Annotated in this window: 19 protein-coding genes and 1 tRNA gene; 7 read left to right on the forward strand and 13 right to left on the reverse strand. The window is 69.9% G+C overall.

From position 1 onward, the window contains the following. Window positions 1-16 precede the first annotated feature (16 nt). The gene (locus ACRYRV_RS03545) at window positions 17-1939 is read left to right on the forward strand and encodes an FUSC family protein (protein WP_444985950.1); all 1923 of its coding nucleotides are present in this window, start codon (window positions 17-19) and stop codon (window positions 1937-1939) included. Window positions 1940-1969: 30 nt separating this feature from the next. On the opposite strand, the gene ACRYRV_RS03550 is transcribed toward ACRYRV_RS03545, so the two are convergent. Genes ACRYRV_RS03550 through ACRYRV_RS03560 form a run of 3 tightly spaced genes read right to left on the reverse strand, consistent with a single transcriptional unit; the run spans window position 1970 to window position 7905 of the window. Next, the gene (locus tag ACRYRV_RS03550; protein ID WP_444985949.1) at window positions 1970-3466 is read right to left on the reverse strand and encodes an amidase; all 1497 of its coding nucleotides are present in this window, start codon (window positions 3464-3466) and stop codon (window positions 1970-1972) included. A 42-nt stretch (window positions 3467-3508) separates the two neighbouring features. Continuing rightward, window positions 3509-6664, reverse strand: a complete 3156-nt coding sequence (locus tag ACRYRV_RS03555; protein WP_444985948.1) for an efflux RND transporter permease subunit — start codon at window positions 6662-6664, stop codon at window positions 3509-3511. Then, window positions 6661-7905: an efflux RND transporter periplasmic adaptor subunit gene (locus tag ACRYRV_RS03560; protein WP_444985947.1), complete on the reverse strand. Its 1245-nt coding sequence runs from the start codon at window positions 7903-7905 to the stop codon at window positions 6661-6663. Before ACRYRV_RS03560 ends, ACRYRV_RS03555 begins: the two co-directional genes overlap by 4 nt. A 161-nt stretch (window positions 7906-8066) precedes the next feature. On the opposite strand from ACRYRV_RS03560, the gene ACRYRV_RS03565 reads away from it, so the two are divergent. Next, a tRNA-Arg gene (locus ACRYRV_RS03565) sits at window positions 8067-8143 on the forward strand. Between the two features lie 67 nt (window positions 8144-8210). Here the strand turns inward: ACRYRV_RS03565 and ACRYRV_RS03570 are convergent. Further along, complete coding sequence (locus ACRYRV_RS03570; protein ID WP_253450196.1) at window positions 8211-8867, reverse strand: ArsR/SmtB family transcription factor; 657 nt, start codon at window positions 8865-8867, stop codon at window positions 8211-8213. 105 nt (window positions 8868-8972) lie between these two features. Between ACRYRV_RS03570 and ACRYRV_RS03575 the strand changes: the two genes are divergently transcribed. Together ACRYRV_RS03575 and chrA are read left to right on the forward strand one after the other, a co-directional pair. Then, complete coding sequence (locus ACRYRV_RS03575; RefSeq protein ID WP_444985946.1) at window positions 8973-10280, forward strand: MFS transporter; 1308 nt, start codon at window positions 8973-8975, stop codon at window positions 10278-10280. Window positions 10281-10391: 111 nt separating this feature from the next. After that, complete coding sequence (chrA, locus tag ACRYRV_RS03580) at window positions 10392-11591, forward strand: chromate efflux transporter (RefSeq protein WP_444985945.1); 1200 nt, start codon at window positions 10392-10394, stop codon at window positions 11589-11591. A gap of 37 nt (window positions 11592-11628) precedes the next feature. On the opposite strand, the gene ACRYRV_RS03585 is transcribed toward chrA, so the two are convergent. Both ACRYRV_RS03585 and ACRYRV_RS03590 read right to left on the reverse strand, forming a co-directional pair. Next, window positions 11629-13605 carry a diguanylate cyclase domain-containing protein gene (locus ACRYRV_RS03585; protein WP_444985944.1) on the reverse strand — a complete coding sequence of 659 codons (1977 nt, stop codon included), beginning with the start codon at window positions 13603-13605 and terminating at the stop codon, window positions 11629-11631. 87 nt (window positions 13606-13692) lie between these two features. After that, window positions 13693-14424, reverse strand: coding sequence for a helix-turn-helix domain-containing protein (locus ACRYRV_RS03590; RefSeq protein WP_309636249.1), 732 nt, complete (start codon window positions 14422-14424; stop codon window positions 13693-13695). 316 nt (window positions 14425-14740) lie between these two features. On the opposite strand from ACRYRV_RS03590, the gene ACRYRV_RS03595 reads away from it, so the two are divergent. Together ACRYRV_RS03595 and ACRYRV_RS03600 are read left to right on the forward strand one after the other, a co-directional pair. Continuing rightward, window positions 14741-15865, forward strand: coding sequence for a DcaP family trimeric outer membrane transporter (locus tag ACRYRV_RS03595; protein ID WP_444985943.1), 1125 nt, complete (start codon window positions 14741-14743; stop codon window positions 15863-15865). 349 nt (window positions 15866-16214) lie between these two features. After that, window positions 16215-17390, forward strand: a complete 1176-nt coding sequence (locus ACRYRV_RS03600; protein WP_444985942.1) for a DcaP family trimeric outer membrane transporter — start codon at window positions 16215-16217, stop codon at window positions 17388-17390. Between the two features lie 267 nt (window positions 17391-17657). Here ACRYRV_RS03600 and ACRYRV_RS03605 read toward each other — a convergent pair whose 3' ends face one another. The 7 genes from ACRYRV_RS03605 to ACRYRV_RS03635 form a co-directional block, all read right to left on the reverse strand. After that, a complete protein-coding gene (locus tag ACRYRV_RS03605; protein ID WP_444985941.1) occupies window positions 17658-18746 on the reverse strand; it encodes a porin in 1089 nt (362 codons plus the stop codon). Window positions 18747-19087: 341 nt separating this feature from the next. Continuing rightward, complete coding sequence (locus ACRYRV_RS03610) at window positions 19088-20146, reverse strand: ProQ/FINO family protein (RefSeq protein WP_444985940.1); 1059 nt, start codon at window positions 20144-20146, stop codon at window positions 19088-19090. A gap of 82 nt (window positions 20147-20228) precedes the next feature. Next, complete coding sequence (locus ACRYRV_RS03615; protein ID WP_444985939.1) at window positions 20229-20759, reverse strand: dihydrofolate reductase; 531 nt, start codon at window positions 20757-20759, stop codon at window positions 20229-20231. Between the two features lie 15 nt (window positions 20760-20774). After that, window positions 20775-21596, reverse strand: a complete 822-nt coding sequence (locus ACRYRV_RS03620; RefSeq protein ID WP_444985938.1) for a thymidylate synthase — start codon at window positions 21594-21596, stop codon at window positions 20775-20777. Next, a complete protein-coding gene (gene lgt, locus ACRYRV_RS03625; protein ID WP_309636242.1) occupies window positions 21593-22390 on the reverse strand; it encodes a prolipoprotein diacylglyceryl transferase in 798 nt (265 codons plus the stop codon). The genes ACRYRV_RS03620 and lgt overlap by 4 nt, the downstream gene beginning before the upstream one ends. A gap of 8 nt (window positions 22391-22398) precedes the next feature. Further along, window positions 22399-23193, reverse strand: a complete 795-nt coding sequence (locus tag ACRYRV_RS03630) for a sulfite exporter TauE/SafE family protein (RefSeq protein WP_253450160.1) — start codon at window positions 23191-23193, stop codon at window positions 22399-22401. Then, window positions 23190-24206 carry a response regulator gene (locus ACRYRV_RS03635; protein WP_444985937.1) on the reverse strand — a complete coding sequence of 339 codons (1017 nt, stop codon included), beginning with the start codon at window positions 24204-24206 and terminating at the stop codon, window positions 23190-23192. Before ACRYRV_RS03635 ends, ACRYRV_RS03630 begins: the two co-directional genes overlap by 4 nt. 149 nt (window positions 24207-24355) lie before the next feature. On the opposite strand from ACRYRV_RS03635, the gene ACRYRV_RS03640 reads away from it, so the two are divergent. Then, complete coding sequence (locus ACRYRV_RS03640; RefSeq protein WP_253450153.1) at window positions 24356-25129, forward strand: NRDE family protein; 774 nt, start codon at window positions 24356-24358, stop codon at window positions 25127-25129. Window positions 25130-25146 lie beyond the last annotated feature (17 nt).

A 25146-nucleotide genomic window follows, 5' to 3' on the forward strand; every position in this document is an offset into this window, starting at 1 on the left:
CTTCCGAGGTTTCTGCATGCTGACCACCGCCTGGCTTGCCGGCAAGGGCTTCGATATCGAGCGGCTGCGCTTCGGGCTGCGCACCGCCCTGGCCTCCTGTCTGGCGCTGGTCGTCGCCTGGTCGCTGGGGCTCGAGCACCCCCAGTGGTCGGCCATGACCGTCTGGGCCGCCTCCCAGCCGGTGCGGGAGCTGATGGTCGAGAAGAGCCTCTACCGCATGGCCGGCACCCTGGTGGGCACGGCGGTCGGACTCCTGCTGCTGATGGTCGCCAGCGACAGCCTGCCGTGGCTGGTCATCGGCCTGGCCCTCTGGGTGGGGCTCTGCGCCGGGGCCGGCAACGCCCTCTACAGCCTGCTCTCCTACGGCGCCCTGCTCTCCGGCTACTCTGCCGCCATGGTGGCCCTGCTCGGCAGCGCCGACTCCCTGGGCACCCTGGCCCTGGGCGCCGACCGCCTGCTCACCGTGCTGGTGGGAGTGGTCATGGCGCTGCTGGTGGGGCTGCTGTTCACCCCCGGGGCCAGACGCAGCGAGCTCGAGGAGCAGGGGCGGCGCTGCACCACCCGAGTGCTGCACCAGCTGGCAGCACAGCTGGGCAGCCGCCGCCACCCGGGCGCCCAGGCGCCCAGCGATCTGCTGGTGGACATCGCCCTGCTGGAAGCGCAGCTGGAGCCCAGCGCCGCCGGCTCCCGTCGGGCCCGTCACTCGGCGCGCACTCAGCGCACCATCCTCGCGGCCCTCACCGCAGCTCTGCTCTGGATGCGGCGCCGCGGCAAGGGCCTCACGATCTCCCCCGCCGTGGAGCGGGCCGTCCATGCCGCGGCCCTGGCCATGGATCGCGCCGCGCCCCTGCCCGAGGTCGCCGGACACCTGCAGCGGGCCCAGGCCCTGGCCGGCCCCGACGACCCGGCGCTGGCCCAGGTGCTCGAGCGCCTGGGCGACGCCCTCCTGGCGCGCCAGCGCTTTCGCGACACCGGACGCGCCCGGCGCCAGGGCAACCGCCCGGGCCTGCTGCGCCATCGCGACTGGGTACACGCCCGCCATGCCATGCTGCGCACCACCGGCGTGCTGCTGGTGGTGGGCCTCACCTGGGCGGCCACCGGCTGGCCCGCCGGCGCCTACGTCATGCTCGGCACCGCGGTGATGGTGACCCTCTTCTCCACCCTGGAGAACCCGGCCTGGATGATGCGCCATGTGCTGCTCTGGCAGGCCATCGCCGCCCTGCTGGCCCTGACGGTACGCTGGCTCTTGTGGCCCCTGGCCGACGCGGAGTGGCAGCTGATCGCCCTGCTGGCGCCCTTCATCCTGGTCACGGTGATCCCCTTCGCCCACCGGCGAACCCAGAACGGCACCGTGGACTATGTGATGGTCCTGCTGCTGCTCTCCCAGCCCACCCTGCCCCTGGTGGGCACCTTCTCCCACTCCCTCGCGGTGGCCCTGGCCGTGGTGGCCGGCCCCCTGCTCGCCCTGATCGCCTTCCGGCTGATCTTTCCCACCAGCGCCCGGCACCGCCAGCGCCGCCTCGAGGCGATGATGCTCAACGAGCTGGAGGCCCTGGCCCGCCAGGGAACCCCCGAGCGGGCCGCCGTCTGGGAGGCGCGCCTCTACCACCGGGTGATGCAGCTGGTGCACTGGTCCCACCGCCGGGGGGACGCCACCCAGCGCGTGGTGGACGGCAGCCTGGCCGCACTGACCCTGGGGGAGACCCTGCAGGCACTGCAGCACCATGGCGAGCAGGCCGACGCGGCTACCCGCCGCCGCCTGGCGGCCAGCCTGCGGCGGCTGGGGCGGCTGCGTCAGAGCCCGCAGGAGGCCGCCGCCGCCCTGGAGCGGCTGGCCCGCACCCTGGCATACCGCCAGCAGGTGGCGCTGGCCCGCCAGAGCCGGCACACCGCCCGGCTGCTGCGCGCCAATCAGGCCTTCTTCCAGCAGGCTTCTTGAGATTCAGGGCCGTGGCTCGGGGCGCGAGTCTTACACCCGGGGCAGATGGCGGCCCCAGGCCACCTCGGCCTCGAGCCGGGCGGCCAGGGCCAGCAGGCGCTTCTCGTCGCCCATGGGGCCGAGCATCTGGACGCCCACCGGCAGCCCCTCGGGGGTGATATGCAGCGGCAGCGACATGGCCGGCTGGCCGGTGAGGTTTGCCAGCTGGGTGTAGGGAGTGCGGCGCAGCGAGTCCGCCGCCAGGCGCTTGAGCATCCCCGCCCTGAGCGCCAGGTGGGCGCTGCCGGGAATGGCCAGCAGAGACATCAGCCGCTCCCGAGCCGCCGAGGGGTAGAGCTCACCGCGTCGGGGGGCCGGGGTGGCGGCCACCGGCATCAGGAGCATATCGAAGCGGCGATGGAAGGCCGCCATCTCCCGGGCCGCCCGGTTCCAGTAGCGCTTGGCGCTCTCGTAGTCCCGGGCCGGCAGGCAGCGCCCTAGGCGGCCGATGGCGCGCGTAGAGGGCTCCAGGGCGAGCCGGGAGACCGGCACGCCGGTCTGCTCGCTGATCCAGGCGAGATCCGCCGCCAGGTGGCCGAGGTAGAGGGTGAGGTAGCTGTCGGCCAGGGCCTCGCCGTCTACCGGCGGGTCGGCCCACTCCACATGATGGCCCAGCCCCTCCAGGCGCGCGGCGGCCTGCTCCACGGCGCGGCGCACCTCGGGGTCCAGGCGGGTGCCCAGGGGCGCCCCCAGGGGCTCGCCCAGGGAGACCGCCACCCGCAGCCCCTCGGGCGGGCGCTCCAGCGCCGCCAGGAAGCCCGCCTCCCGGGGCAGCGGCCAGGGGCTCCCCTCGTCCATGCCGTTGGTGACGTCGAGCAGGGCGGCGCTGTCGCGCACGCTGCGGGTCAGGGCGTGCTCCACCACCGCCCCCTGCCATACCTCGCCGAACATGGGGCCCAGGGGCACCCTGCCCCGGGAGGGCTTGAGGCCGAAGAGGCCGCAGTGGCTCGCGGGGATGCGGATGGAGCCGCCGCCGTCGCCGGCCAGGGCCAGGGGCACCAGGCCTCCGGCCACCGCCGCGGCCGACCCGCCGCTGGAGCCCCCCGGGGAGTGGGTCGGCGCCCAGGGGTTGACCGGATGGGGAAAGGCCTTCGGCTCGGTGATGCCCATCAGCCCCAGCTCCGGGGTGGCGGTCTGGCCGAGAATCGCGAAGCCGGCCTCGCGAACGCGCCGGACCAGGCTCGAGTCCTCGGGGGCACGCCACTCGGCCATTGCCGCGCTGCCGAAGGCCAGCGGCTCGCCGCCGATGGCCATCAGCAGGTCCTTGGTCAGGGTGGGCACCCCGGCGAAGGGGGCGCCGGCGTCCAGGGCGCGCGCCTCCTCGGCGGCGCGCTCGAAGCGGGTGCGCACCACCGCCCCGAGGGCGGGGTTATCCGCCTCGATCGCCGCGCAGGCGGCAGCAAACACCTCTTCCCGGCTCACCTCGCCGGCGCGAATCAGCGCCGCCAGACCCAGGGCGTCATGGGCCCGATAGTCGCCAACGTCCATGGTCTGCCTCCTCTCCTGCGCTTGGCTGGCCGAGGCTCCAGCCTAGCCCTCCGCACCCGAGGCTGTCACGGCCCGCCGCCGAGCCAGCCGCTCCCGGCCGTGCTCCAGCCAGGAGAGCAGCGCCGGGGTGACCAGCAGCACCAGGAAGGTGGAGCCGCCGAGGCCAAAGGCGATGGAGGTGGCCATGGGAATCAGGAACTGCGCCTGCAGAGAGGTCTCGAAGAGCAGCGGCAGAAGCCCGCCGATGGTGGTCAGGGAGGTGAGCAGCACCGCCCTCACCCGCTGCACCACCGCCTCGTTGAGCGCCTCGTCGATGGCGAGTCCTCGCTCACGCTGCTCCCGATAGAAGCTCACCAGGATGATAGCGTTGTTGACCACGATGCCGGAGAGCCCGAAGAGGCCGAACAGCGAGAGAATCGTCAGGTCGATGCCCAGGGCCCAGTGGCCCAGCAGCGCTCCCACCAGGGAGAAGGGGATGATCGCCATGACGATCAGCGGCAGGCTCCAGGAAGCGAACACCCAGGTCAGCACCCCGTACATCAGCGCCACCCCCACCATCAGGCCCAGGCGCATGTCGGCCAGGGTCTCGCGCTGGTCGGCGGCGCGCCCCTCGAAGCTGTAGTGCAGGTGGTGCTCCCGGGCCAGGGAGGGCAGCAGCTCGGCAGAGAGGCTCTCCAGCACCTGCTCCGCCGAGGTCACCGAGGTGTCGAGCTCGGCGGTGACCTCCACCGCCAGCTGGCCATCGGCGTGGCGCAGCGCCTCGAAGCCCTGGCGGTGGTCCAGGGCCATCACCTGGGCCAGCGGCACCTGGCGGCCATCGGGGAGGCTCACCGCCAGAGACTCCAGGGTGGCCAGCCGCTCGCGCTGCGCCCGGGGCAGCTGCACCCGCACCTCGATCTCGTCGGCCCCGGCCTGGTGAATCTGCACGATCTGGCCGTCGAAGGCGGTGCGCAGCTGGCGCCCCAGCTCGGCGGTGGTCAGGCCCAGGGCCTCGCCATAGGCGTTGACCCGATAGACCAGCTGCTCGCGACCCCAGGGCATGTCATCCTCGGTATCGAGCACTCCGGGCAGCCCCGCCATGGCCTGGGCCAGGGTATCGGCGGCCAGGCGCAGCGACAGCGCATCCTCTCCGGTCAGGCGCACGTTGACGTCGCGCCCGGGCGGGCCGGCGGCGCGCTCGTTGATATTGAGCGACTCCAGCCCCGCCGGCTCCCGGATTCGCTCCCGCCAGGCGCGGATAAAGGCGGCGTTGCGCACCTCCCGGTGATCCGGCGAGATCAGTTCGATCATCAGCGAGCCCACGTCATCGGCGGTGCGCCCGGGGGAGCCCCCCTCCAGGGTGGTGCCGTAGCGCGATACCGCCACCCGGACCAGGCCGCCCCCCAGCGCCTCGTCGGTCTCCTCCAGGGTCGCCTGCAGGTGGTCGATGAAGTCGGCCACCCGGGCGCGGTCGGTGCCGGCCACGAAGCCGGCGTTGGCGTAGACCACGCTGGACTCCGGCGCCGGGAAGAAGTTGAAGCCCATGCGCCCGCCGGCCAGCAGCCCCGCAGTGACCAGGGTCACGGCCAGGGCCGCGGCCACGGTGGCGCCGCGATGGCGCAGGGTCAGCGCCGAGAAGCGCCGGAAGGGGCCCTGACGGAAGGCATCGAAGCGCGCCTCGAAGCCCTCACGCAGCCGGGAGATGCCGCGCGGGCGCTGCGCCTGCTCCTGGCCGGACTTCCCCTTCCCGCTCGGCACGAAGGCGTTGCGCAGGTGGGCCGGCAGCACCACGAAGCACTCCAGCAGCGAGGCGATCAGCACGCAGATCATGATCACCGGGATATCGCCGAGGATGTTGCCGATCACCCCACCCACCATCAGGAGCGGCATGAAGGCCGCCACCGTGGTCAGCGACGAGGCCACCACCGGCCACAGCATGCGTCGGGCCGCCCCCGCCGAGGCGTGGCGCGGCGCTTCCCCGGCCCGGTAGTGGGCGTCGGCGTCCTCCCCCACCACGATGGCGTCATCGACGATCACCCCCAGCGCCATGATCAGCGCGAACAGCGACATCATGTTGATGGAGCCACCGATGCCCCAGAACACGCCCAGGGCCGCCATGAAGGCGGTGGGAATGCCGATGGCCACCCACAGCGCCACCCGGGCCGGCAGGAAGAAGTAGAGCAGGATCACCACCAGCAGCAGGCCGCTGGCGCCGTTGACCAGCAGCAGCGAGATGCGGTCGTCGATCAGCTGCCAGGACTCGTCGTAGACCTCCATCTCCACCCCCGGCGGCAGGGTCGGCCGGGTCTCCTCCACCCAGCCCGCCAGCACCCGGGCCGCGGCCAGGGAGTTACCCGCCTCGGCGCGCTGCAGGATCAGCTCCGCCGCCGGCTGGCCGCGGTAGGCGAGCTCCACCTGCCCCTCCCGGGGCTCCTGGCGGATCACCGCGATATCGCCCAGGCGCAGCTGCACCCGGTCGCCGCTGAGGATCGGCAGGCTCTCGAAGCCCAGCGCATCGCGACGCTGCTCGAGGGAGCGCAGCTCCCGGGCGCTATCGCGCTGGCCCAGCAGCCCCGCCGGCAGGTCACGGGACATCCCCTCCACCCGGGCGGCGATATCGCCGAGGGAGAGCCCCAGGCCCTGGAGGCGCTCCGCCGGCACCTCGATGCTGATCTGCTGGGCCGGCAGACCGGTGATCTCCACCCGGTCGATGCCGGCCAGCAGCAGCTCGTCCTCGAACCGCTGGGCCAGCTGGCGCAGCTCCGCCGGGGCCAGGTCGCCGTGGACCAGCAGCCGGGCCACCGGCTCGTAGCGGGCCAGCCGCGACACCTCCGGGGCCTCGGCGTCCGCCGGCAGGTTGGTAAAGCTGTCCACCTGCTGGCGCACGTCGTCCAGGGCCAGCACCGGGTCCGAGCCCTCCTGGAACTCCAGGGTGATATTGGCGATGCCCTGGGCGGAGGTGGAGGTCATGCGCTTGAGGCCGTCGAGGCTGCGCAGGCGCTGCTCCAGGGGGTTGGTGATGCCCTGCTCGATATCCTCCGCGGAGGCCCCGGACCACACCACCCGCACGCTGACCACGTCCAGGGCGAAGGTGGGGAAGAACTGGATGTTCATGCGCGCGATGCCAAGCGCCCCCGCCAGCAGCATCACCAGCATCACCAGGTTGGCGGCCACCTTGTGGTGGACGAAGAAGCCGATCACCCCGCCGCGCCGCCTCATGGGGTCGGCTCCTCGGCCATCTCTTCAGCGACCTCGACTCTGAGCCCCTGCATGGCGTTGGGCAGGTGAGTGGCGATCACCCTATCCCCCTCGGCGAGGCCCGGCGCACGCACCAGCAGCCAGCGCTCGCCGTCGGGCCCCAGGGTCTCGCCCAGCCGCTCCACCCGCGCTCGCTCCAGCCGCGACGCCTCATCGATGCGATAGAGCAGGTCGCTGCCGTGCAGGGCGCTGAAGGGCACCGCCAGGGCATCGGCCACCGTGGGGCGCCTGAGCAGCACCGCCACCAGGGCCCCGGGGCGCAGCCCGCCGGCCTCCCCCTCAAGGGTCAGGATCGCCTCGGTGCCGGAAGGGTCGCTGTCGCCGGCCAGCCGCGACAGCAAGAAGCGCTGCCCCCCCTCCTCGGCCACGGCTGACAGGGCCTCGCCCCGGGCCAGGCTCTCGGCGAGCTCGTTCTGGAAGCGGCTCGGCACCCGGGCGCGCAGCTCCAGCCCCTCCACCGGGTAGAGCGAAAGCAGCGCCGCCCGGGCCGCCACCTGGTCCCCCGGCGCCACCTGCACCTCGCTGACCACCCCGTCGAAGGGCGCCACCACCCGGCCCCGCTCGGCGTCACGCCGGGCGCTGGCCAGGGCGGCACGGGCGCGGGCCAGCCGCGCCTCCAGGCTGGCCAGCCGCGACGGATGCTCGGCCACCGCGCTCTCCCTGGTGGTCACGCTGAGCTGGGCCCGGGCCACCGCGTCCCGGGCGTTATCCAGGTCGGTCTGGGAGGCCAGGTTGCGCTGGGCCAGGGAGCTGTTGCGCTCCAGCTGGCGGTTGGCACTGGCCAGGATCTCCCTTTCCCGGGCCAGGGCGGTGCGGTCGTTGGCGTGGCGGATGCGCTCGTTCTCCACCTGGGCCTCCAGGTCGGCCACCTCCGCCTCGGCCTGATGGAGCGGCGGCAGCAGGTCGGCGTCATCCAGGGCCACCAGCAGCTCGCCCGCCTCCACCCGCTGGCCATCGCGCACCGGGCGCTCGGCGACCCGGGCGGCGACAGGCGCCACCAGGCGCACCCGCTCCGGTGCCACCAGCTCGCCGAAGAGCGGCAGCACCGGCACCCGCTCGGCGGGGGCCACCGCCATGGCCTCCACACGCCAACTGCGCTCCTCGGGCTGGGCCGGGGGCGGCTCGGGGCGGGTCAGGCGCAGGGCCATGAAACCGGCGATGCCGAGGGCGAGAATCAACAGGGGAAGCAGGCGCTTGAGCATGGGGAGGTCCGGGACAGGAAAATGAAGCGGGGCCTACTATACGCTTGCCGGGGCTGGCAACGAACGGCCGAGGCCAACGGTGCGGCAAGGTTACGCAGCCCCGCTCCTCGACGCCTGCGGTTTATCTCAGCGCCGACTTTCCCTATAATGCGCCCCGCGCTGCCCCCTTAGCTCAGCTGGATAGAGCGTCCCCCTCCTAAGGGGAAGGTCTCAGGTTCGAATCCTGAAGGGGGCGCCACCGACTCCATGACGGCCACCCGGCAACTTGTTGCCGCGGTGGCCGTTCTCGTTGGCAAAGCCACCCCCTATACCACCGGCAGCCCCGCCGCCTTCCACTCCGGAAAGCCCTCTTCGAAGCGGCGCACCGGGTAGCCCAGCTGCCGCAGCCGCTGCACCGCCTCGTGGGAGAGCGCACAGTAGGGCCCGCGGCAGTAGGCGACGATCTCCCGGTCCCGTGGCAGCCGCTCCAGCATCGCATCCAGCTGCGCCAAGGGGATGTTGATCGCCTCGGGCAGGTGGCCGGCGGCGAACTCGTCCTCGGGCCGCACGTCCAGAAGCGCCACCCGGCCCTCTGCAAGCCCTGCCAGCAGCGCCTCCCGGGAGACCGCCTCCAGGGCCCCGTCCGCATCGTCATCGGCGAAGAGCCGGCCCACCAGGCGTTCCATCTCCGCCAGATTAGTCTCGGCCACCTCCCGAAGCAGCCCCATCAGGGTGACGATCCGCTCGTCGGTGAGCCGGTAGATCATCTGCTTGCCGGCCCGGGTCGCGGTAACAAGCCCCGCACGGCGCAGCTGCTGCAGGTGCTGGGAGGCGTTGCCCACCGTGAGCCCGGCGGTAGCGGCCAGGGTCTCCACCGGCGCCTCGCCCTGGGCCAGGCGCTCGAGCAGTGCCAGGCGGTGGCCGTTGCCCAGGGCGCGGGCGACCTGAGCCAGGATATCCAGTAGCTGCTGTTGATCGGTCATCTACGCTCTCCTGCCTGCCAGGCGCCCATTGTGCCCCTTGACAGGGTGCGGCTTCCATTACCATCATTCAATCAATCTATTGAATGATAATTATACGAGGGCCCGATGACATCCCCCGCTCCGTCCCATGAGCACTACCGCCACGGTATCCGCGAGAACCTGCATCAGTTCAGCCACCAGCTGGGCCAGGTCTTTCTGGTCGGCCTGACCATCGGCATGCTGCGCACCGTGGTGCCGGCACTGGCGGAATCCGAGTTCGGCGTCGCCGAGGGCTCCTTCATGATGCTCACCGCCTTCGTGGTGGCTTTCGGCTTCGTGAAGGGCTCCCTGAACTTCGTAGCGGGGCGGCTCTCTGAACGCATCGGGCGCAAGCAGGTACTACTATTCGGCTGGCTATCGGCCATCCCGATCCCATTCATGGTGCTGTACGCCCCCTCCTGGAGCTGGATCGTCGCCGCCACCGTGCTGCTGGGCATCAACCAGGGGCTCTGCTGGTCGATGACCCAGACCGCCAAGATGGATATCACCCGGGCCGACGAGCGCGGCTTCACCATGGGCATGAACGAGTTTTCGGGCTATGTGGGGGTGGCCGTGGCAGGGATCGTCACCGGCTATCTGGCCATGGGGCTCGGTCCGCGGCTAGGGCTCTTCGTGTTCGGTGCCGCGGTGATCGCACTCGCCATCGCGCTGACCCTGACCTCGATCCGCGAGACCCACGCCTGGGCCAGGGCTGAGAGCGCACGCCACGCCAGCGGCCACCACAATGGGCCGAGGGCCAGGATCTCGCGTCTGGTCTCGGACACCCCCACCACCGGCGAGATGTTCGCGCTGATGAGCTGGAGGGATCGGCGCATGGCGGCCTTCTGCCAGGCGGGTCTGGTAGAGAAGTTCGTCGACGCCCTGGTGTGGGTCTTCTATCCGGTGTTCCTCTACCAGCAGGGGCTCGGGCTCGGTGCCATAGGCTGGATCGTGGGGATCTACGGCTTCACATGGGGCGGTTCCCAGTTCGTGACCGGGCGGCTCTCGGACAATATCGGCCGCCTCCGGCCCATCGTCTGGGGCATGTGGCTCTGCGGCGGCGGCGTGGCCCTGACGCTGCTGGGCAGCGGCGTGGTCTGGTGGTCCTTCTCGGCCGCCGTCACCGGCTTTGGCATGGCGCTGCTCTACCCCAACCTGAGCGCGGCGGTGGCGGATATCTCCCACCCCAGCTGGCGCAGCTCCGCCATCGGCATCTACCGCTTCTGGCGCGACCTGGGCTACGGCATCGGCGCCCTGGCCTTCGGCCTGGTGGCCCACCTTACCGGCGCCGTCACCGCCGGCTTCTGGTTCGTGGCCGTCGCCATGTTCCTCTCGGGCGCCCTGGTCATGGTCTGGGGCGAGGAGACCCACCCGCGGCTCAACCCTGCGCAGTGATCGCGCCCCCTTCGGCACGGCCTCCCGTTCCGCTATGCTCCGCTGTCATGACGCTGTCATCTCTCTTGCTCAGGGTGGCAGCCCTGCACGACGGTTTCAGGAGCCCACCTCATGTCCGACACCCCCGCCACCCGGGGCCGCGTCCGGGAGGTCTTTCGCGCCTTCCTGCTGCTCGGCCTGACCTCCTTCGGCGGCCCCATCGCCCACCTCGGCTACTTTCGCACCGAGTTCGTGGAGCGCCGCCGCTGGCTCACCGAGAAGGCCTACGCCGACCTGGTGGCGCTCTGCCAGTTTCTCCCCGGCCCCGCCAGCAGCCAGGTGGGCTTCGCCCTGGGGCTGATGCGCGGCGGCCCCTGGGGGGCGCTGGCGGCCTGGGCGGCCTTCACCCTCCCCTCGGCCATCGTGCTGGTGCTCTTCGCCCTGGGCGCCGCCCTGCTCGAGGGCCCGGTCAGCCAGGGCATCATCCACGGGCTCAAGGTCACCGCCGTGGCCATCGTCGCCCACGCGGTGTGGGGCATGGCGAAAAGCCTCTGCCCCGACCGGCAGCGCGCCGGCATCGCCCTGGCCGCGGTCTTCACCGTGGTGCTGGTAAGCGGCCCCCTGGGCCAGGTGGCGGCCATCGTCATCGGCGCCCTGGCCGGCATGGCGCTCTGCCGCGCCCACGCCGAGACCGAGACGGCGCCGCTGACGCTGCCGGTTTCCCCCCGAGCCGGGTACCTGGCGGGCGCGGCCTTCGCGGCCCTGCTGATCGGCCTGCCGCTGCTGGCCTGGGCCACCCCCTCGACGACGCTGGCGGTGATGGACGCCTTCTACCGCGCCGGTGCCCTGGTGTTCGGCGGCGGCCACGTGGTGCTGCCGCTTCTCGAGGCGGAGGTGGTGCAGTCCGGCTGGGTCAGCCCCGACGACTTCCTGGCGGGCTACGGCGCCGCCCAGGCCGTACCCGGCCCGCTCTTCACCTTTGCCGCCTACCTGGGCGCAGTGATGGGGCCGCTGGGTGGCGGCATCTTCGGCGCCGCCCTGGCGCTGGCGATGATCTTCCTGCCGGGGCTACTGCTGCTGGTCGCGGTGCTGCCCCACTGGGCGCGCTTTCGCCGCTGGGACAGCGCCCAGGCGCTGATGCGCGGCGCCAACGCCGCCGTGGTGGGCATCCTGGGCGCGGCCCTCTACCACCCGGTGTGGACCAGTGCCATCCTCGGCCCCCGGGAGTTTGCCCTGGCGCTGACCGGCTTCCTGCTGCTCAGCGTCTGGAAGCTGCCGGCCTGGGCGGTGGTGGCACTGCTGGCCGGTGGCGGCGTGCTGATCACCGCTTAGACGACTCCCCACGGGACGCTGAGGCTCACTCGAGGCCTCAGCTCTCGGCCAGGTCAGCCGGTGCGCCGCGGGCCATCACCACTCGGTTGCGCCCGCCCTGCTTCGCCGCATAGCTGGCCTTGTCGGCCCGGGCCATCAGGGTTCTGTCATCATCATCACTCTGGAACATCGCTACCCCGATACTGGCGCTGACCCGGAAGCGCCGGCCGTCGTGGGAGAAGTCGAGGGCGGCCAGCCGCGCCCGCACCCGCTCGGCCACCTCCAGGGCCACGGCGTCAGACGCATCGCCCAGCAGCAGCGCGAACTCGTCGCCGCCCAGGCGCGCCACGGCATCTTCATCCCGCACCGCTTCTTCCAGCAGCTCGGCAACGCGCTGCAGCAGCTCATCACCCAGCGCATGGCCGGCGCTGTCGTTGACCTCCTTGAAGTGGTCGAGGTCGAGCAGCACCAGCGCCAGCGAATGGTCCGTCCGACGCCGGGAGAACTCACAGGCCGTCTCCAGCCGCCGCCCAAAGCCGCGCCGATTGAGGCAGCGCGTCAGGGCATCGTGCTCGGCCTCCCAGCGCTGGCGCCGTTCGCGCTCCTGGCGCTCGGTAACGTCCTGCGTCAGGCCCACGTAGCCGAGCACCCCGCCGCCGCCGCTCACGGGGCTGGCGTGCACTTCCAGCCAGTGCCAGCCGCCATCGGCACCGCGCAGGCGATAGCTCTCGGAGAGGCTGCCCCCCTGACGCAGGGCCTCCCGCCAGCCGGCGAGATAGGCGCTGCGGTCTTCAGGATGCATCCGGCGCAGCCAGGTCAGCGGGCTGTACTCCACCAGGCCGATGCCGGTGAGTCGAGTGAGAGCGGGGTTGATGTAGGTAACCTGCCCCTGGGGGTCGGTGAGGAACATGCCAACCGGAGAGGAGGCCAGCACCGCCTTGAGGAAGGCCTCTCGGGACTCCAGGGACTCGATCGCCTCGCGCCGGCTCGTCTCCAGCCGATTGAAGGCATCGGCAACCTGACGCAGCTCCACCATGCCGGTCCTCAGCTCCAGCCGCTGCGCCTTGCCCTGCCCTACCTGGGCGATCTGCCGCTCGAGCCGATGCAGCGGACGCAGTCCCAGCCCCAGCAGCCACCAGAGCAGCGGCAGCATCAGCGCCACGCTGCCGATGCCGACCCAGCGAAGCTCCCGGGCGTAGCGGCGGATCGGCGCCTGAACCTGCTCCATCGGCAGGAAGACGCCGACCACCCAGTTGGCCGGCCACACCTGCCGAAAGGCGGCCAGCGCCGGTCGGCCATCGAGGGTGGCTCCCTCCCCGCTGCCCTCCCAGCCCAGCAGCGCCTGGTCGATCAGCGGATGGGGCTCGGAGCCGGGCAGCGCCTGCATCAGCCGGCTCTCATCGGGGTGGCTGATGACCTGGCCTTCGGCGGTCGCCAGCAGCACATGGCCCGCCTCGCCCAGGCGCCGGCCACGCAGATTGAGGTAGGCCTGGCCGTCGCGCAGGCTGGTATTGGCGCCGAGGATGCCAAGAAACTCCCCCTGCTCGCCGAGCAGCGGCTGGATCACCATGACCTGGTCGATGCCCGTGGCTAGGCCACGGTAGGGCTCGCTGACCCAGGGGCGGCGGAACGCCTTTACGTGCTGGAAGTAGGCTCGGCCCCCGATATCGGGCCCGCTCTCGGGAAAGGGAGGCCAGTTAGCCACGGAGTGCCCCTCGGCATCGAAGACCATCAGGCGGTCGAACAGCGCCAGCAGCGGCCGCTGCTCACGCAGCCGCGACTCGAGTTCGGGGTCGTCGATGGCCAGCCCCTCGGCCAGGCTCTCGAGTATCTGCTTACGATCGACGAGCTCCCGAGAGAGCTGATCCGCCACCAGCTGCGCCTCGTACTCCAGATGCACCAGGTTTTCCTGGCGGGTAAGTGAGCTCCCGCTCAGGTGGCTATAGCCAAGCAGCGCCACCACCAGCACCAGCCAGCCAAGGCCGATACCGATAAGCAGTCGAAGGCGAAGAGAAAGGTTCAACCAGCCGGCCAAGAAGCCTCCAGGAGGGGGCGGGATCATGGGCGCATTATGCCGCAGCCTCTGCCAGGGCGTCTTCAACCCTGCCATCACGCAGCGTGGCTAAGGGTCCTCCCCCAGGGCCTCAAGGCCCTCCAGGGAGCGGATGGTCAGCTCACGCCCGGCCACCCTGATCAGCCCCTGACGCTGGAAGCGCCCCATCACCCGGCTCACCGTCTCCAGGGCCAGGCCCAGATGGCTGCCGATATCGGCCCGGGACATGGCCAGCTGGAAGCGGTAGCGGGAGTAGCCCCGGAGGTGGAAGCGCTGAGAGAGCCCCAGCAGGAAGCCCGCCAGGCGCTGTTCGGCGGTGCGCCCGGAGAGCAGGCAGAACTGGCGCTGATCGCCGCGCAGCTCCCGGCTCATGCTGCGCATCAGCTCGCCGCGCAGCGACTCGTGGCGCTGGGCCAGGGCCTCGAACGCCTCGAAGGGCAGCTCGCAGACGAAGGAAGTCTCGAGGGCCACCACCGAGGCGGGACAGTGCGTCTCGCCGATCGCCTCGAGCCCCACCGCCTCGCTGGGCAGGAAGAAGTGCACCACCTGCTCGTCCTGGCGCCCGGCCTGGCGCACCACCTGCTTGAAGCTGCCGGTGCGCACCAGGTAGAGGCTGCGAAAGGGCTGCCCCTGCTGCACCAGCGCCTGGCCGCGCTTGAGCGGCTGCGGCTGCTGGATGATCTCGTCGAAGGCCTCCAGGGCCCCCTGGGAGAGCGCGCGGGTCATGCACGCCGAGTGAAGCGAGCAGCCCTGGCAGTAAAGCTCACCCGGCCGGCGGTAGGGTTGGGGGATGGTCGTCATGCGCGCATCCTTGGCATCTTGTGATGGCTTTGTTGATCTGAGTCAGCGTAGCCCATCCTGCCTCGGCAGGGGCAAGATCGACGCCCTGCCTCCGAGCAGGCCCGGGAAAAGTTCCTCCTGAGCTCTACTCCTTTCGTCCAATTTGGCCGTCGCGTGATTGTCATCAACGGTAGGGCTGGATAATTTCCTATGGTGCGTAAGCCATCTCCTACGCCGACCGGGTGATGACGTTTACGTAAGCGTATCTGCGAGAAAGCACCAATAACCACAATAGAGCGCCCTTGAATGGCGCCATACGCATAACAAGGAACAGCACGTGTCAATCAAAAAGAACGCATCGATCTTCACCGCCTCCGCCCTGGCCCTGGCCGTTTCCGGCGCCGCTCAGGCCTATACCATCGAGGCAGGGGACACCACCGCCAATATCTACGGCTACGCCAAGCTCGACCTGATCTATGACGTCGATGACAAGCTGGGCAATGCCATCAATCGTAACGCCATTCGCCTTGATGGTGAGCCGGGCTCCGATGGTCACACCGACCTGCATGCCTTTCAGAGCCGCCTGGGCTTTACCACCGCCACTCCGGCGGGCGGCAGCGAAATCAAGACCATGATCGAGGGCGACTTCTACGGCAGCGGTGGCGGCGAGTTTCGTCTGCGCCACGCCTACGGCGAGTGGAACGGCCTGCTGGCCGGCCAGACCTGGACCAACTTCGGTGGCTTCCTGGGCATGAATCCCACCATCGACTTCAACGGCCAGCCGGGCCAGGCCAACGTGGCACGCCAGGCCCAGCTGCGCTATACCGTTGAAGGTTTCTCCGTGGCCCTCGAGGATCCCGAAAACCTTGGCGGCTCAGTAGACTCGGCCGCTTCCAAGTCACGCCTTCCCGACCTGACCCTGCGCTTCCAGGGTGGCGCCGGCGACTTTAGCTACGCCGCCTCCGGCGTGCTGCGCTACCTGGAGTTCGACGACGTCGTCGCCTCCCAGAAGGACAGCACTACAGGCTGGGGCCTGGCGCTTGAAGCCAGCGCCAAGGTCACCCCGGATGTCACCCTGCGCGGCTCCATCGTCCATGGTGACGGCATCGGCGCCTACCAGTACCTCGCTCCGGTCGGCACCCCCGCCTACGTGGACGGCAGCGGTAACCTGGAGACCATCAAAGGCACCGGCGGCACCGCCGGCGTGAGCGTGGCTGCAGGCCCCGGCAACGTCAGCCTCGGCTACGGCATCTCCACCGTGGACCTGGACGACGCTGTGGCCGATGGCGCCATGGCCGCCACTGCCAACGAGAAGTTCGAAGGCGTCTTCCTCAACTACATCTGGTCGCCGATTCGCAACGTCACCTACGGCGTGGAGGCCGGCTACCACAGCCGCAAGCAGGTCGATGGGGACAAGGGCGACGCCGTGCGCCTCCAGGGCATGGTCCAGTACAACTTCTGAGCCCGGCCCGTGGCGGCGCGGGAAGCGCCGCCACCCTTTCAAGCGGTTCCAGTACAAGCAGAAATTCGATCTCTTCGCCCCGGCCCAGCGCCGGGGCTTTTTGTTGGTTGGGGGCGAGTAAATACGACACCCGAATGACCCGCATCAGGGCATTAATCCAGCCATAATTCATACGGCAGCATGGTTACCCGAGAATTAATGACTTGATGACAAATTCCTCCGCATCTTGATATGCATCAAGCATTTATCAGCTATGAGCCATGGGTTCATCAGCGGCAACTGGATAGCATATTTCCACTGGCTTGAGACCAGCCCATCCAGAGGCGAACCCGCAGAAGGAAGATGCCCCATGAAAGCCCGACCCAGCGTCAAGCACGCCCTGCTCCTCTCCACCAGCGCCCTGGCGCTCGCCGTAGCCTCGGCGTCCCACGCCTTCGAGTTCGAGGTGGGCGACACCACGGCCACGATCTACGGCTTTGCCAAGCTCGACCTGATCTATGACGTCGACAATGACCTGGGCGGGCTGGCCGCTCGGCCGCGCATCCTGATCGACGGCCAGCAGGGCAGCGACGGGCACACCACCATGCACGCCTACGAGAGCCGTATCGGCTTCAGGACGGTGACGCCGGCCGGTGGCAGCCAGCTGCGCACCCAGATCGAGGTGGACTGGTTCGACAACGCGCCTGACGGCGGCGACCTGCGCCTGCGCCACGCCTTCGGCAGCTGGAACGGCATCCTGGCGGGCAAGACCTGGACCAACTTCGGCAGCCTGCTGGGCATGACCCCCACCGTGGATCTCGCCCCCCAGCCCGGCCAGAGCAAGATCGGCCGCAAGGCGCAGCTGCGCTACTCCTGGCAGAACTGGCACCTCGCCCTGGAGAACCCGGATCCAGAGGACTACACCGACACCGTGGCCGGACGCTTCAACCCCGCGCGCGGCGGCTATGTCGCCCAGGAGAATGCGAAGACCGGCCTGCCCGACCTGACCCTGCGCTACCAGAGCCAGGCCGCCGGCCTGCACTACTCCGCCGCCGCCATGCTGCGCCAGCTGGAGGTGGACGACGGCGAGGGCATGAACGACACGGCTACCGGCTATGGCTTCAATGTCGCCGCCCGCTACCCGGCCACCGACCGCCTGACCCTGCGCGGCGCCCTCACCTGGGGCGACGGCATCGGCGAATACCTGCAGAACAACCCCTCAGCGCCCGGCTACTGGGACGGTGAGCGCATCGAGACCATCGAGGCCTGGGGCGCCAACGTCGGCATGAGCCTGACCGCCGGCCCCGGCGCCATCAACCTCGGCTACGGCATCTCCAGGGCCGACCTGGACGACGCCCTGGAGGCAAACATTGACGGCGTGGCGGGCGCCAACGAACGCTTCGAGGCGGTGCACCTCAACTATATCTGGTCGCCCATGGAGCGGGTCAGCTACGGCGTGGAGGCCGGCTACCACACCCGCAAGGTGGCCGACGGCCGCGACGGCGACGCCCTGCGCCTGCAGGGCATGGTGCGTTACGACTTCTGAGCGGTTCACCCGCCGCCACGTTGCGCTTTCTTCGCCCCGGCCCAGCGCCGGGGCTTTTGATGATGGTCAACCCGGCAGGAGAAAGCCTGGCAGGATATCGGCCGGAGAGGAGCGCCCGGGAGAAGGGAACTCAGGAAAAAGGGGACAAGAGGGCCGGCAGCCGGCAGCTGGCTTTACTGCATGCCCGCACACAAGAAAGCCGGCCCCTTGGGGCCGGCTTCTGTGTACTGCGGTATCGTTTCGCTGCTTCTAAAGGCTTGTCGCCAATTAGAAGTGGTAGCGAGCGCCGACCAGCCAGTAGACGTTGTCGCGGACGTCGCGCAGGTTATCACCAACATCGCTCAGGGAGCTGTCGCGATCAACGATGGTGTCCTGATCGGCCTCGTAGACTTCGGCGAAGAGGTCGAAGTTGCTGGAGACCGCGTAGTAGGCACCGGCGGCCCAGGCGTTGCGGCTGGTGCTGTCGCCACGATCCTGCTGAGCAGCCTTCAGGTCGCCCTGGGACTCGATGCGGTAGTAGTCCAGGTTGAAGGACCACTCGTTGATGGCGTAGGTCATGCCAACGCCGATCTTGTCTTCACGCTCGGACTGGTACTCGTAGGCCAGACGACCGGAGAAGCCCGGGACGAACTCGAAGGAGGCGGAGCCGCCGTAGACGTTCTCACCGCTGCCACCGGCGCTCTCGCGGTCCTGAGTGTAACCCAGGGCCAGGCGCAGGGCGTCGACTTCGTAGACGGCGCCACCGGCGGTGTTGATGGTGGAGGAGTTGCTGCCCTCGGAGCCAACTACAGCGCCGTTACCGGAGTAGTGCTTGCCCATCAGGTAGACCTGGAAGCCTTCCAGGTTCGGGGAGATGTAGCCCAGGGAGTCGCCGCGACCCTGGAAGCCACCGCCGGTCAGCTCGAGGCCCTGGTTGATGTAAACATCAAACGGGGCAGCAACGGTGTCCAGGTAGAAGTTGTCGAAGTTACCCGCCTGAACGGTACCGAAGGTGTTGCTGCGCAGGCCCAGGTAGCTGTTACGCACCTGCTGACCGTCGGTGTTGACCTCGTCCAGCTGCGGGCGAAGCTCGAAGTTACCGAAGGCGGTCAGGTCGGAGGAGAGCTGCTGGCTGCCGCGCAGGCCGAAGCGGGAGAGGACGTCGACAAACTCGGAGCCGCTGGTCTTACGCTGACCAACCTGCTCACCGGCGTCATTTACGATAGCTTCGTCCTGGCCACCGCCCTGAACGCCCAGCGCGATGCGGCCGTAGAGGTCCAGACGGGTGCCGTCCTGGTCGTAGACGGTAGCGGCCTGGGCGGCAGCGGAGACGCCCAGGGCGCCGGCGATAGCAGTCGCTAACAGAGTCTTTTTCATCATTGGTTCCTTTGACTAGCAGTCTGTTTCGATCGTTTACCTGCGGACCGCGGGGCGGTCGCTGCAGCCGGCTTGCCTGGCGTACTCTTCTCTGGCTGACCGACTCCCTTCCCGGGAGACGGCTGCTCGGCGGCATGCCTAGGCGAAGCCTTGTTATAGTCCAATGCTCGCAGGAGAAACTCTATACCGGGAGAAAGGGGAACGCAACAAGAAAAAACACTGTTTCCCTTCGAGGTGCACCCTTTCGCTGGAACTTTACCCTGCGCCGAGGGTCTCCCGCGCTCCCCAGCGGCCGAGCACATCATGCCGGCCGGGGGCCTGGAACACAAGCGGGCCGAGGCTCAGCGCTGGCGGTGCTTGGCGACCAGCGCCGCCAGCTTCTCTTCCATGGTGGCGGAGGCCGACCGAGCGGGCTGGCCGCCCTCGGCGCCGGGTGCCGCCTGGGTGGCGGTAGGTGCTGTACCCGCGGCACCCTCTCTGGCCGGGCGCTTGCCTGAGGGCCCCTTGCCCACCGCCCCCCGGCCTGATGTCTTGCCACGGCCGGGCTTGCCCTTGCCGTCGGCCCGCCTTGGCTGGACCGGCGCAGCCCTCCCCTTGCCGCGCCCTTCGGCCTGAAGGCGCTCCAGCTTCTTTCTGGCGTGCTCGGCGGCCTTGGCATCCACCTGGCCGGCGGGCTTGCCGTCCAGACCGATGCGCTCGGCCCCCTCGCGCACCGCCTTGAGATAGCGCGGCAGGTTCACGTAGCAGGCCAGCGCCCGGCGCACCAGCTTCTCGGGCCAGGGCTCCTGCTCGGCCAGGGCCTCGTGGATGCCCACCTTGAGCGGGCGGGTGTGGCCCTTGAAGAAGGCGCCGGGATAGCGCTGGTACCACTCGGCGAGGAGCGCATGAGGGGATGGGGCTTCTGCACGATCCGGGGCTTTCTCATGATCGCCGATAAATCGGGCTCCTACATCGGTGTCGGTGCCAGCTGCCTGGTGTGAGGCGGATGTATCTGTGGTCCGACACATCGGCGATTGGATATTGCCGTCGGCGTCGGCGGTGGCAGCAGCGGTGGCTGGCCGGCCGATCAGCGCGGAGAGACCCTGGGAGCGGCGGGCGGGACGCGGGAAGCCTGCGCCCTGCCCTTCTGCCTGATGGTTCAGGCGTTCGTGAAGGCGGCGATTGTGCTCTTCCAGCTCACGATTCTGCGCGTCGAGTTCGCGGTTTTCTTCTACAAGCTCGCGGCGCTCCTCAACCAGCTCGAGATGCTTCTCGCCGAGCTCGCGGTGGGCGGCCTCCAGCTCGGCCAGGCGCTGCTCCAGGCTCAGGCGCGCGTCGCGCTCCCGCTGCAGCAGGCCAAGCAGGGTATCGGTGCGCCCCTCCAGGGCATCCAGCAGGCGAATTGAGCGTTCCTCGATCAAACCGTTCTCCTCCACGCGTGAGCCAGACAGCGAGGCCGTGCCGGCCAGTCTGTGCCAGATGCTGCCCCATGACAAATGTCGTCTAGCGGCGACGATACTCCACGAAGTCGTAGGCGGGCTGGCCTTCGCTCGGGGTTCCCGGCACGCGCTGCACCTCTTCCCACTCGTCCATGTCGAGTTCGGGGAAGCGGGCGTCACCCTCCACCTCGATATCCACCTCGGTGAGGTAGAGACGGCTGGCGTGCTCCAGGGCCTGAGCATAGATCTCGGCGCCGCCCATCACCATGATCTCCTCGACGCCATCGATGGTGGCCTGCTGGTCGGCCAGGGCCAGGGCGGAGGGAAGGTCGTGGCAGACGCGAATGCCGTCGTGGTGAAAGTCCCCACGGTTAAAATTAGAGTCGCGGGTCACCACGATATTGAGCCGCCCGGGCAGCGGGCGACCGATGGACTGGAAGGTCTTGCGCCCCATCACCAGGGGCTTGGCCTGGGTCATGCGCTTGAAGAACTTGAGGTCCTCGGGCAGGTACCAGGGCAGCTGGTTGTCCACGCCGATCACCCGGTTGCGGTCCATGGCGGCGATCATCGCCACGGGGATCAGAGTCTCGTTCATTGGGCCTCTCTCTGCTTACACCGCCACGGCGGCCTTGATATGGGGGTGGGGGTCGTAGCCCTCGATGGCGATATGCTCGAAGCGGAAGTCGAAGAGATCCTTCACCTCGGGGTCGAGCACCAGGCGCGGCGCGGGGCGCGGGGTGCGGGAGAGCTGCAGCTCGGCCTGCTCCAGGTGGTTCAGGTAGAGGTGAGCATCCCCCAGGGTGTGGATGAACTCCCCCGGCTCGAGGCCCGCCACCTGGGCGATCATCCGGGTCAGCAGGGCGTAGCTGGCGATATTGAAAGGCACGCCCAGGAAGATGTCGGCGCTGCGCTGATAGAGCTGGCAGGAGAGTCGTCCCTCGGCCACGTAGAACTGGAACAGGCAGTGGCAGGGCGGCAGGGCCATCTCATCCACCAGCGCCGGGTTCCAGGCGGAAACGATCAGCCGCCGGGACTGGGGGTTCTCGCGGATCTGCTTCATCAGCCCGGCGATCTGGTCGACGTGGCCGCCGCGGGGGTCGGGCCAGCTGCGCCACTGGTAGCCGTAGACGGGGCCGAGATCGCCCTTCTCGTCGGCCCACTCGTCCCAGATGCTGACGCCGTTCTCCTTGAGGTAGGCGATGTTGGTATCGCCGGCCAGGAACCACAGCAGCTCGTGGAAGATCGAGCGGGTGTGCAGCTTCTTGGTGGTCACGAGCGGAAAGCCGCGGGCCAGGTCGAAACGCATCTGGTGGCCGAAGATCGAGCGGGTGCCCACTCCGGTGCGGTCGGAGCGCTCCACGCCGTGGTCGAGCACCTGGCGCATCAGGTCGAGATAGGGCTGTTCGAGGGCGGGAAGGGTCGGGTCGGTCACGTGTTTGATCCTTTTGCATCCACCGGCTGGCTGCGCGACCAGGCGATAAGCGCCAGGCCGGCGATGATCATCGGCAGGGTCAGGAGCATGCCCATGGTCACCCAGCCGAAGGCGATAAAGCCGATATGGGCGTCGGGCAGGCGTACGAACTCCACCGCGAAGCGGAAGACCCCATAGAGGGTGAGGAAGAGCCCTGAGACCAGGCCGCGGGCGCGGGGTTTCGCGGAGACGAACCAGAGCACCACGAAGAGCACCGCCCCTTCCAGCACCGCCTCATAGAGCGCCGAGGGGTGGCGCGGCTCGGGCCCGAGGCCCGGGAACGGCATGCCCCAGGGCAGCTCGGTGACGCGGCCCGGCAGCTCGCGGTTGATGAAGTTGCCGATGCGCCCGGCGCCGAGGCCGATGGGCACCAGGGGGGCGACGAAGTCGGTCAGGGTAAAGTAGGCCAGCCCCTTCTTGCGGGCGAACCACCAGGAGGCGAGCAGCACGCCGGCGAGGCCGCCGTGGAAGCTCATGCCGCCGTCCCAGACCCGCAGGATCCACAGCGGATCGCCGGCCCACTGGCCCAGGCCGTAGAAGAGCGCATAGCCGAGCCGGCCGCCCACCACGACGCCAATGGCGCAGTAGAAGAGCAGGTCGCCGATGTCGTCATGGGTGAGGCCGATGCGGGCGGCGCGGCGGCGCCCCAGGAACCAGGCGGCCACGAAGCCGATCACGTACATCAGGCCATACCAGTGGACCTGGAAGGGACCCAGGGAAATGGCAACCGGGTCGATGTCGGGGTAGTTCAGCATGGGGGCTCCTACAGAAGAAAACGCAGGCCGACCAGGGTCAGCAGCGCGGCGAAGGCGAGCTTGAGCACCCGGGCAGGCAGACGGTGGGCCAGGCGCGCGCCCAGGCGGGCAAAGGGCACGCTGGCCAGCACGATGCCGAGGAAGGCGGGCCACATCACGAAGCCGGTGGCGCCGGCGGGCAGCTGGGCATTGCCCCAGCCGACCACGGCGAAGGTGGCGGCGCCGAACAGGGCGATGGGAATGCCGCAGGCGGCAGAGGTGCCCACGGCCCGGGTCATCTCGGCGCCGCAGCGGGTCAGCCAGGGCACGCAGAGGGTGCCGCCGCCGATGCCGAACAGCGCCGAGACACCGCCGATCACGCCGCCGGCAACCGCCATGCCGCCGCGGCCAGGCGCCACGCTGCCGGGCACCGGGCCGCGGTCGAGCACCATGCGCACGGCCACCGCCAGCACGAAGAGGCCGAACAGGGTGCCCAGCACGCCGCCGGAGAGCGCTCCCGCCACGAAGACACCGCCGATGGCGCCCAGCAGCAGCCCGGGCAGCAGGGCCAGGAACCACTCGCGATGGATGCTGCCCTTCTGGTAGTGCGCCCAGGCGGAGGAGGCGCCGGTCACCACGATGGTGGCAAGGGACGTGCCCACCGCCAGGTGCATGGTGACCTCCGGGGCCACGCCCTGCAGGCCGAAGGCAAACACCAGGGCGGGGACGATGATCAGGCCACCGCCGACGCCGAACAGGCCGGCCATGGTGCCGGCGGCGGCGCCCAGCGCCAGGTAGCCAAGAAGGATGGGCAGCATGCTCATGGGTGGGGGACTTCCTCACGGGACGGGGGCAGCCAGCGGTTGACCAGGTCGATCAGCTGCTGGGGGCGGTAGGGCTTGGCCAGGTAGTCGTCGAGGCCCGCGGCGACGAAGCGCTTGCGGTCCTCAGCGCTGGCGTTGGCGGTCAGGGCCACCAGGACGCTGCGCTTGCCGGGGTAGCGTTCGATCTCCACGTCGCGCCAGCGGCGGCTGGTCTCCACGCCATCCATGCCGGGCATGAAGATATCCATCAGCACCAGGTCGAAGGGCACCTGCTCCAGGCAGGCCAGCGCCTCGGCGCCGGAAGTGGCGGTTCGCACCTCGTAACCCTCGCGCTCCAGCACCTGCCGGGCCAGCATCAGGTTGACGGGGCCGTCGTCGACGATCAGCAGGCGCCTGCCCCGCCGCACGGGCGGCGTCGGAGCAGCGGCGGGGGCAGCAGCGGCGGGGGGCGGCTCCGAACCGGCGATCCCCTCGAGCAACACCTCGAGATCCCCCAGGCGGTCGCGCAGCTCCTCGAGAGTGGCGCGCCGGCTGCCGGGCGCGGCATCGGCGGGCTCCTGCAGCAGCGCCTCCACCTGCTCCCGTAGGGGGCTCAGCTCCCGGCCCAGCAGGGTCAGGTAGTCGGACTTGAGCCGCGACTCCTCACGGGCGCGGGCCCGCCCGGCGGCCAGGCGGCCGACGCGCTGGTCGCAGCGGACCAGGTCCTCTTCCAGGCTCTGCAGGCGGCGGCGCAGCTGCTCATCGCCGCTTCCGGTAGGCGCGGGCGGCGCCGCGGCCGGCGTCGGCAACCGCGGGCCGATGGCGGGCGTCAGGGGCACCGGAGGCTCGGCCGGGAGAGCCCAGGCCGCCACGGCGACACTGCCAAGCGACAGCGCCAGCAGCAGCAGCAGCCAGCCGGGGCCGGCGCCCAGCGCCAGCAGGGCGAGGCCGGCCAGCAGCAAGGCTAGCTGGATCAGCAGCGCCCAGCGCAGTGGAACGGGAAGCCGCCGCTGGCGGCCGTTATCGACTCGCATCGTCATCCCTGGCCAAGTCACGAGATTGACGCACGAGTGTACGCCGGGCGCGCGCGCCTGTCATGGCGCAGCGCGGCGCAAAGGCCGTGGCGCGGCGTCCCGGCCCCCGGACGCTTCCCCGGCTTCGGGGAAGCCGCTAAGCTGCCGCCATGTGCCTGATCACCTTTGACCATCGCCCCGGCAGCGAATGGCCGCTGCGACTGGTCGCCAACCGCGACGAGTTCCACGCCCGCCCTGCTGCCCCCCTGGCTCCCTGGGACGCCTCCCCCGATATCCTGGGCGGCCGCGACCTGGAGGCCGGTGGCAGCTGGCTGGCCGTGCATCGCCGGGGCCGCCTCGCCGCGGTGACCAACGTCCGCGAGCCGCGCCTCCGGGTGCCCGACGGCGCCCCCAGCCGCGGGGAGCTGGTCCACCACGCCCTCACCTGCCCCGACCTGCCCGCCTGGCTCGACCGCCTGGCCATGGGCGAGGCCGAGCGCTACGCCGGCTTCAACCTGCTGGCCGGCGACGGCGAACGGCTCTGGCATCTGCACCGTGGGCTCGACGGCGTCACCCTGCGGGAGGTCTCGCCGGGCCTACACGGCCTCTCCAATGCCAGCCTCAATACCCCCTGGCCGAAGCTGATCGAGGTGCGCCAGGGGCTCGCCGCCAGCCTGCGCCACGGCCGCTGGCCCGAGGATGCCCTGGCGGCCATGGCCGACCCGCGCCGGGCCGATGACGAACAGCTGCCACAGACCGGAGTGGGAGTGGAGATGGAGCGCATGCTCTCCTCCGCCTTTATCCTGGGAGAGCACTACGGCACCCGGGCCATGACCTGGGTGAGCTGGCATGCCAGCGGGCATATCGAGATCGGCGAGCGACGCTTCGGGCCGCGGGGAGTGGCGCTGGGGGAGAGCAGCCATCGGGTCAGGATCGCCCGATAGGCCAATCGCCGATAAAT

It is taken from the genome of Halomonas mongoliensis (assembly GCF_052496345.1).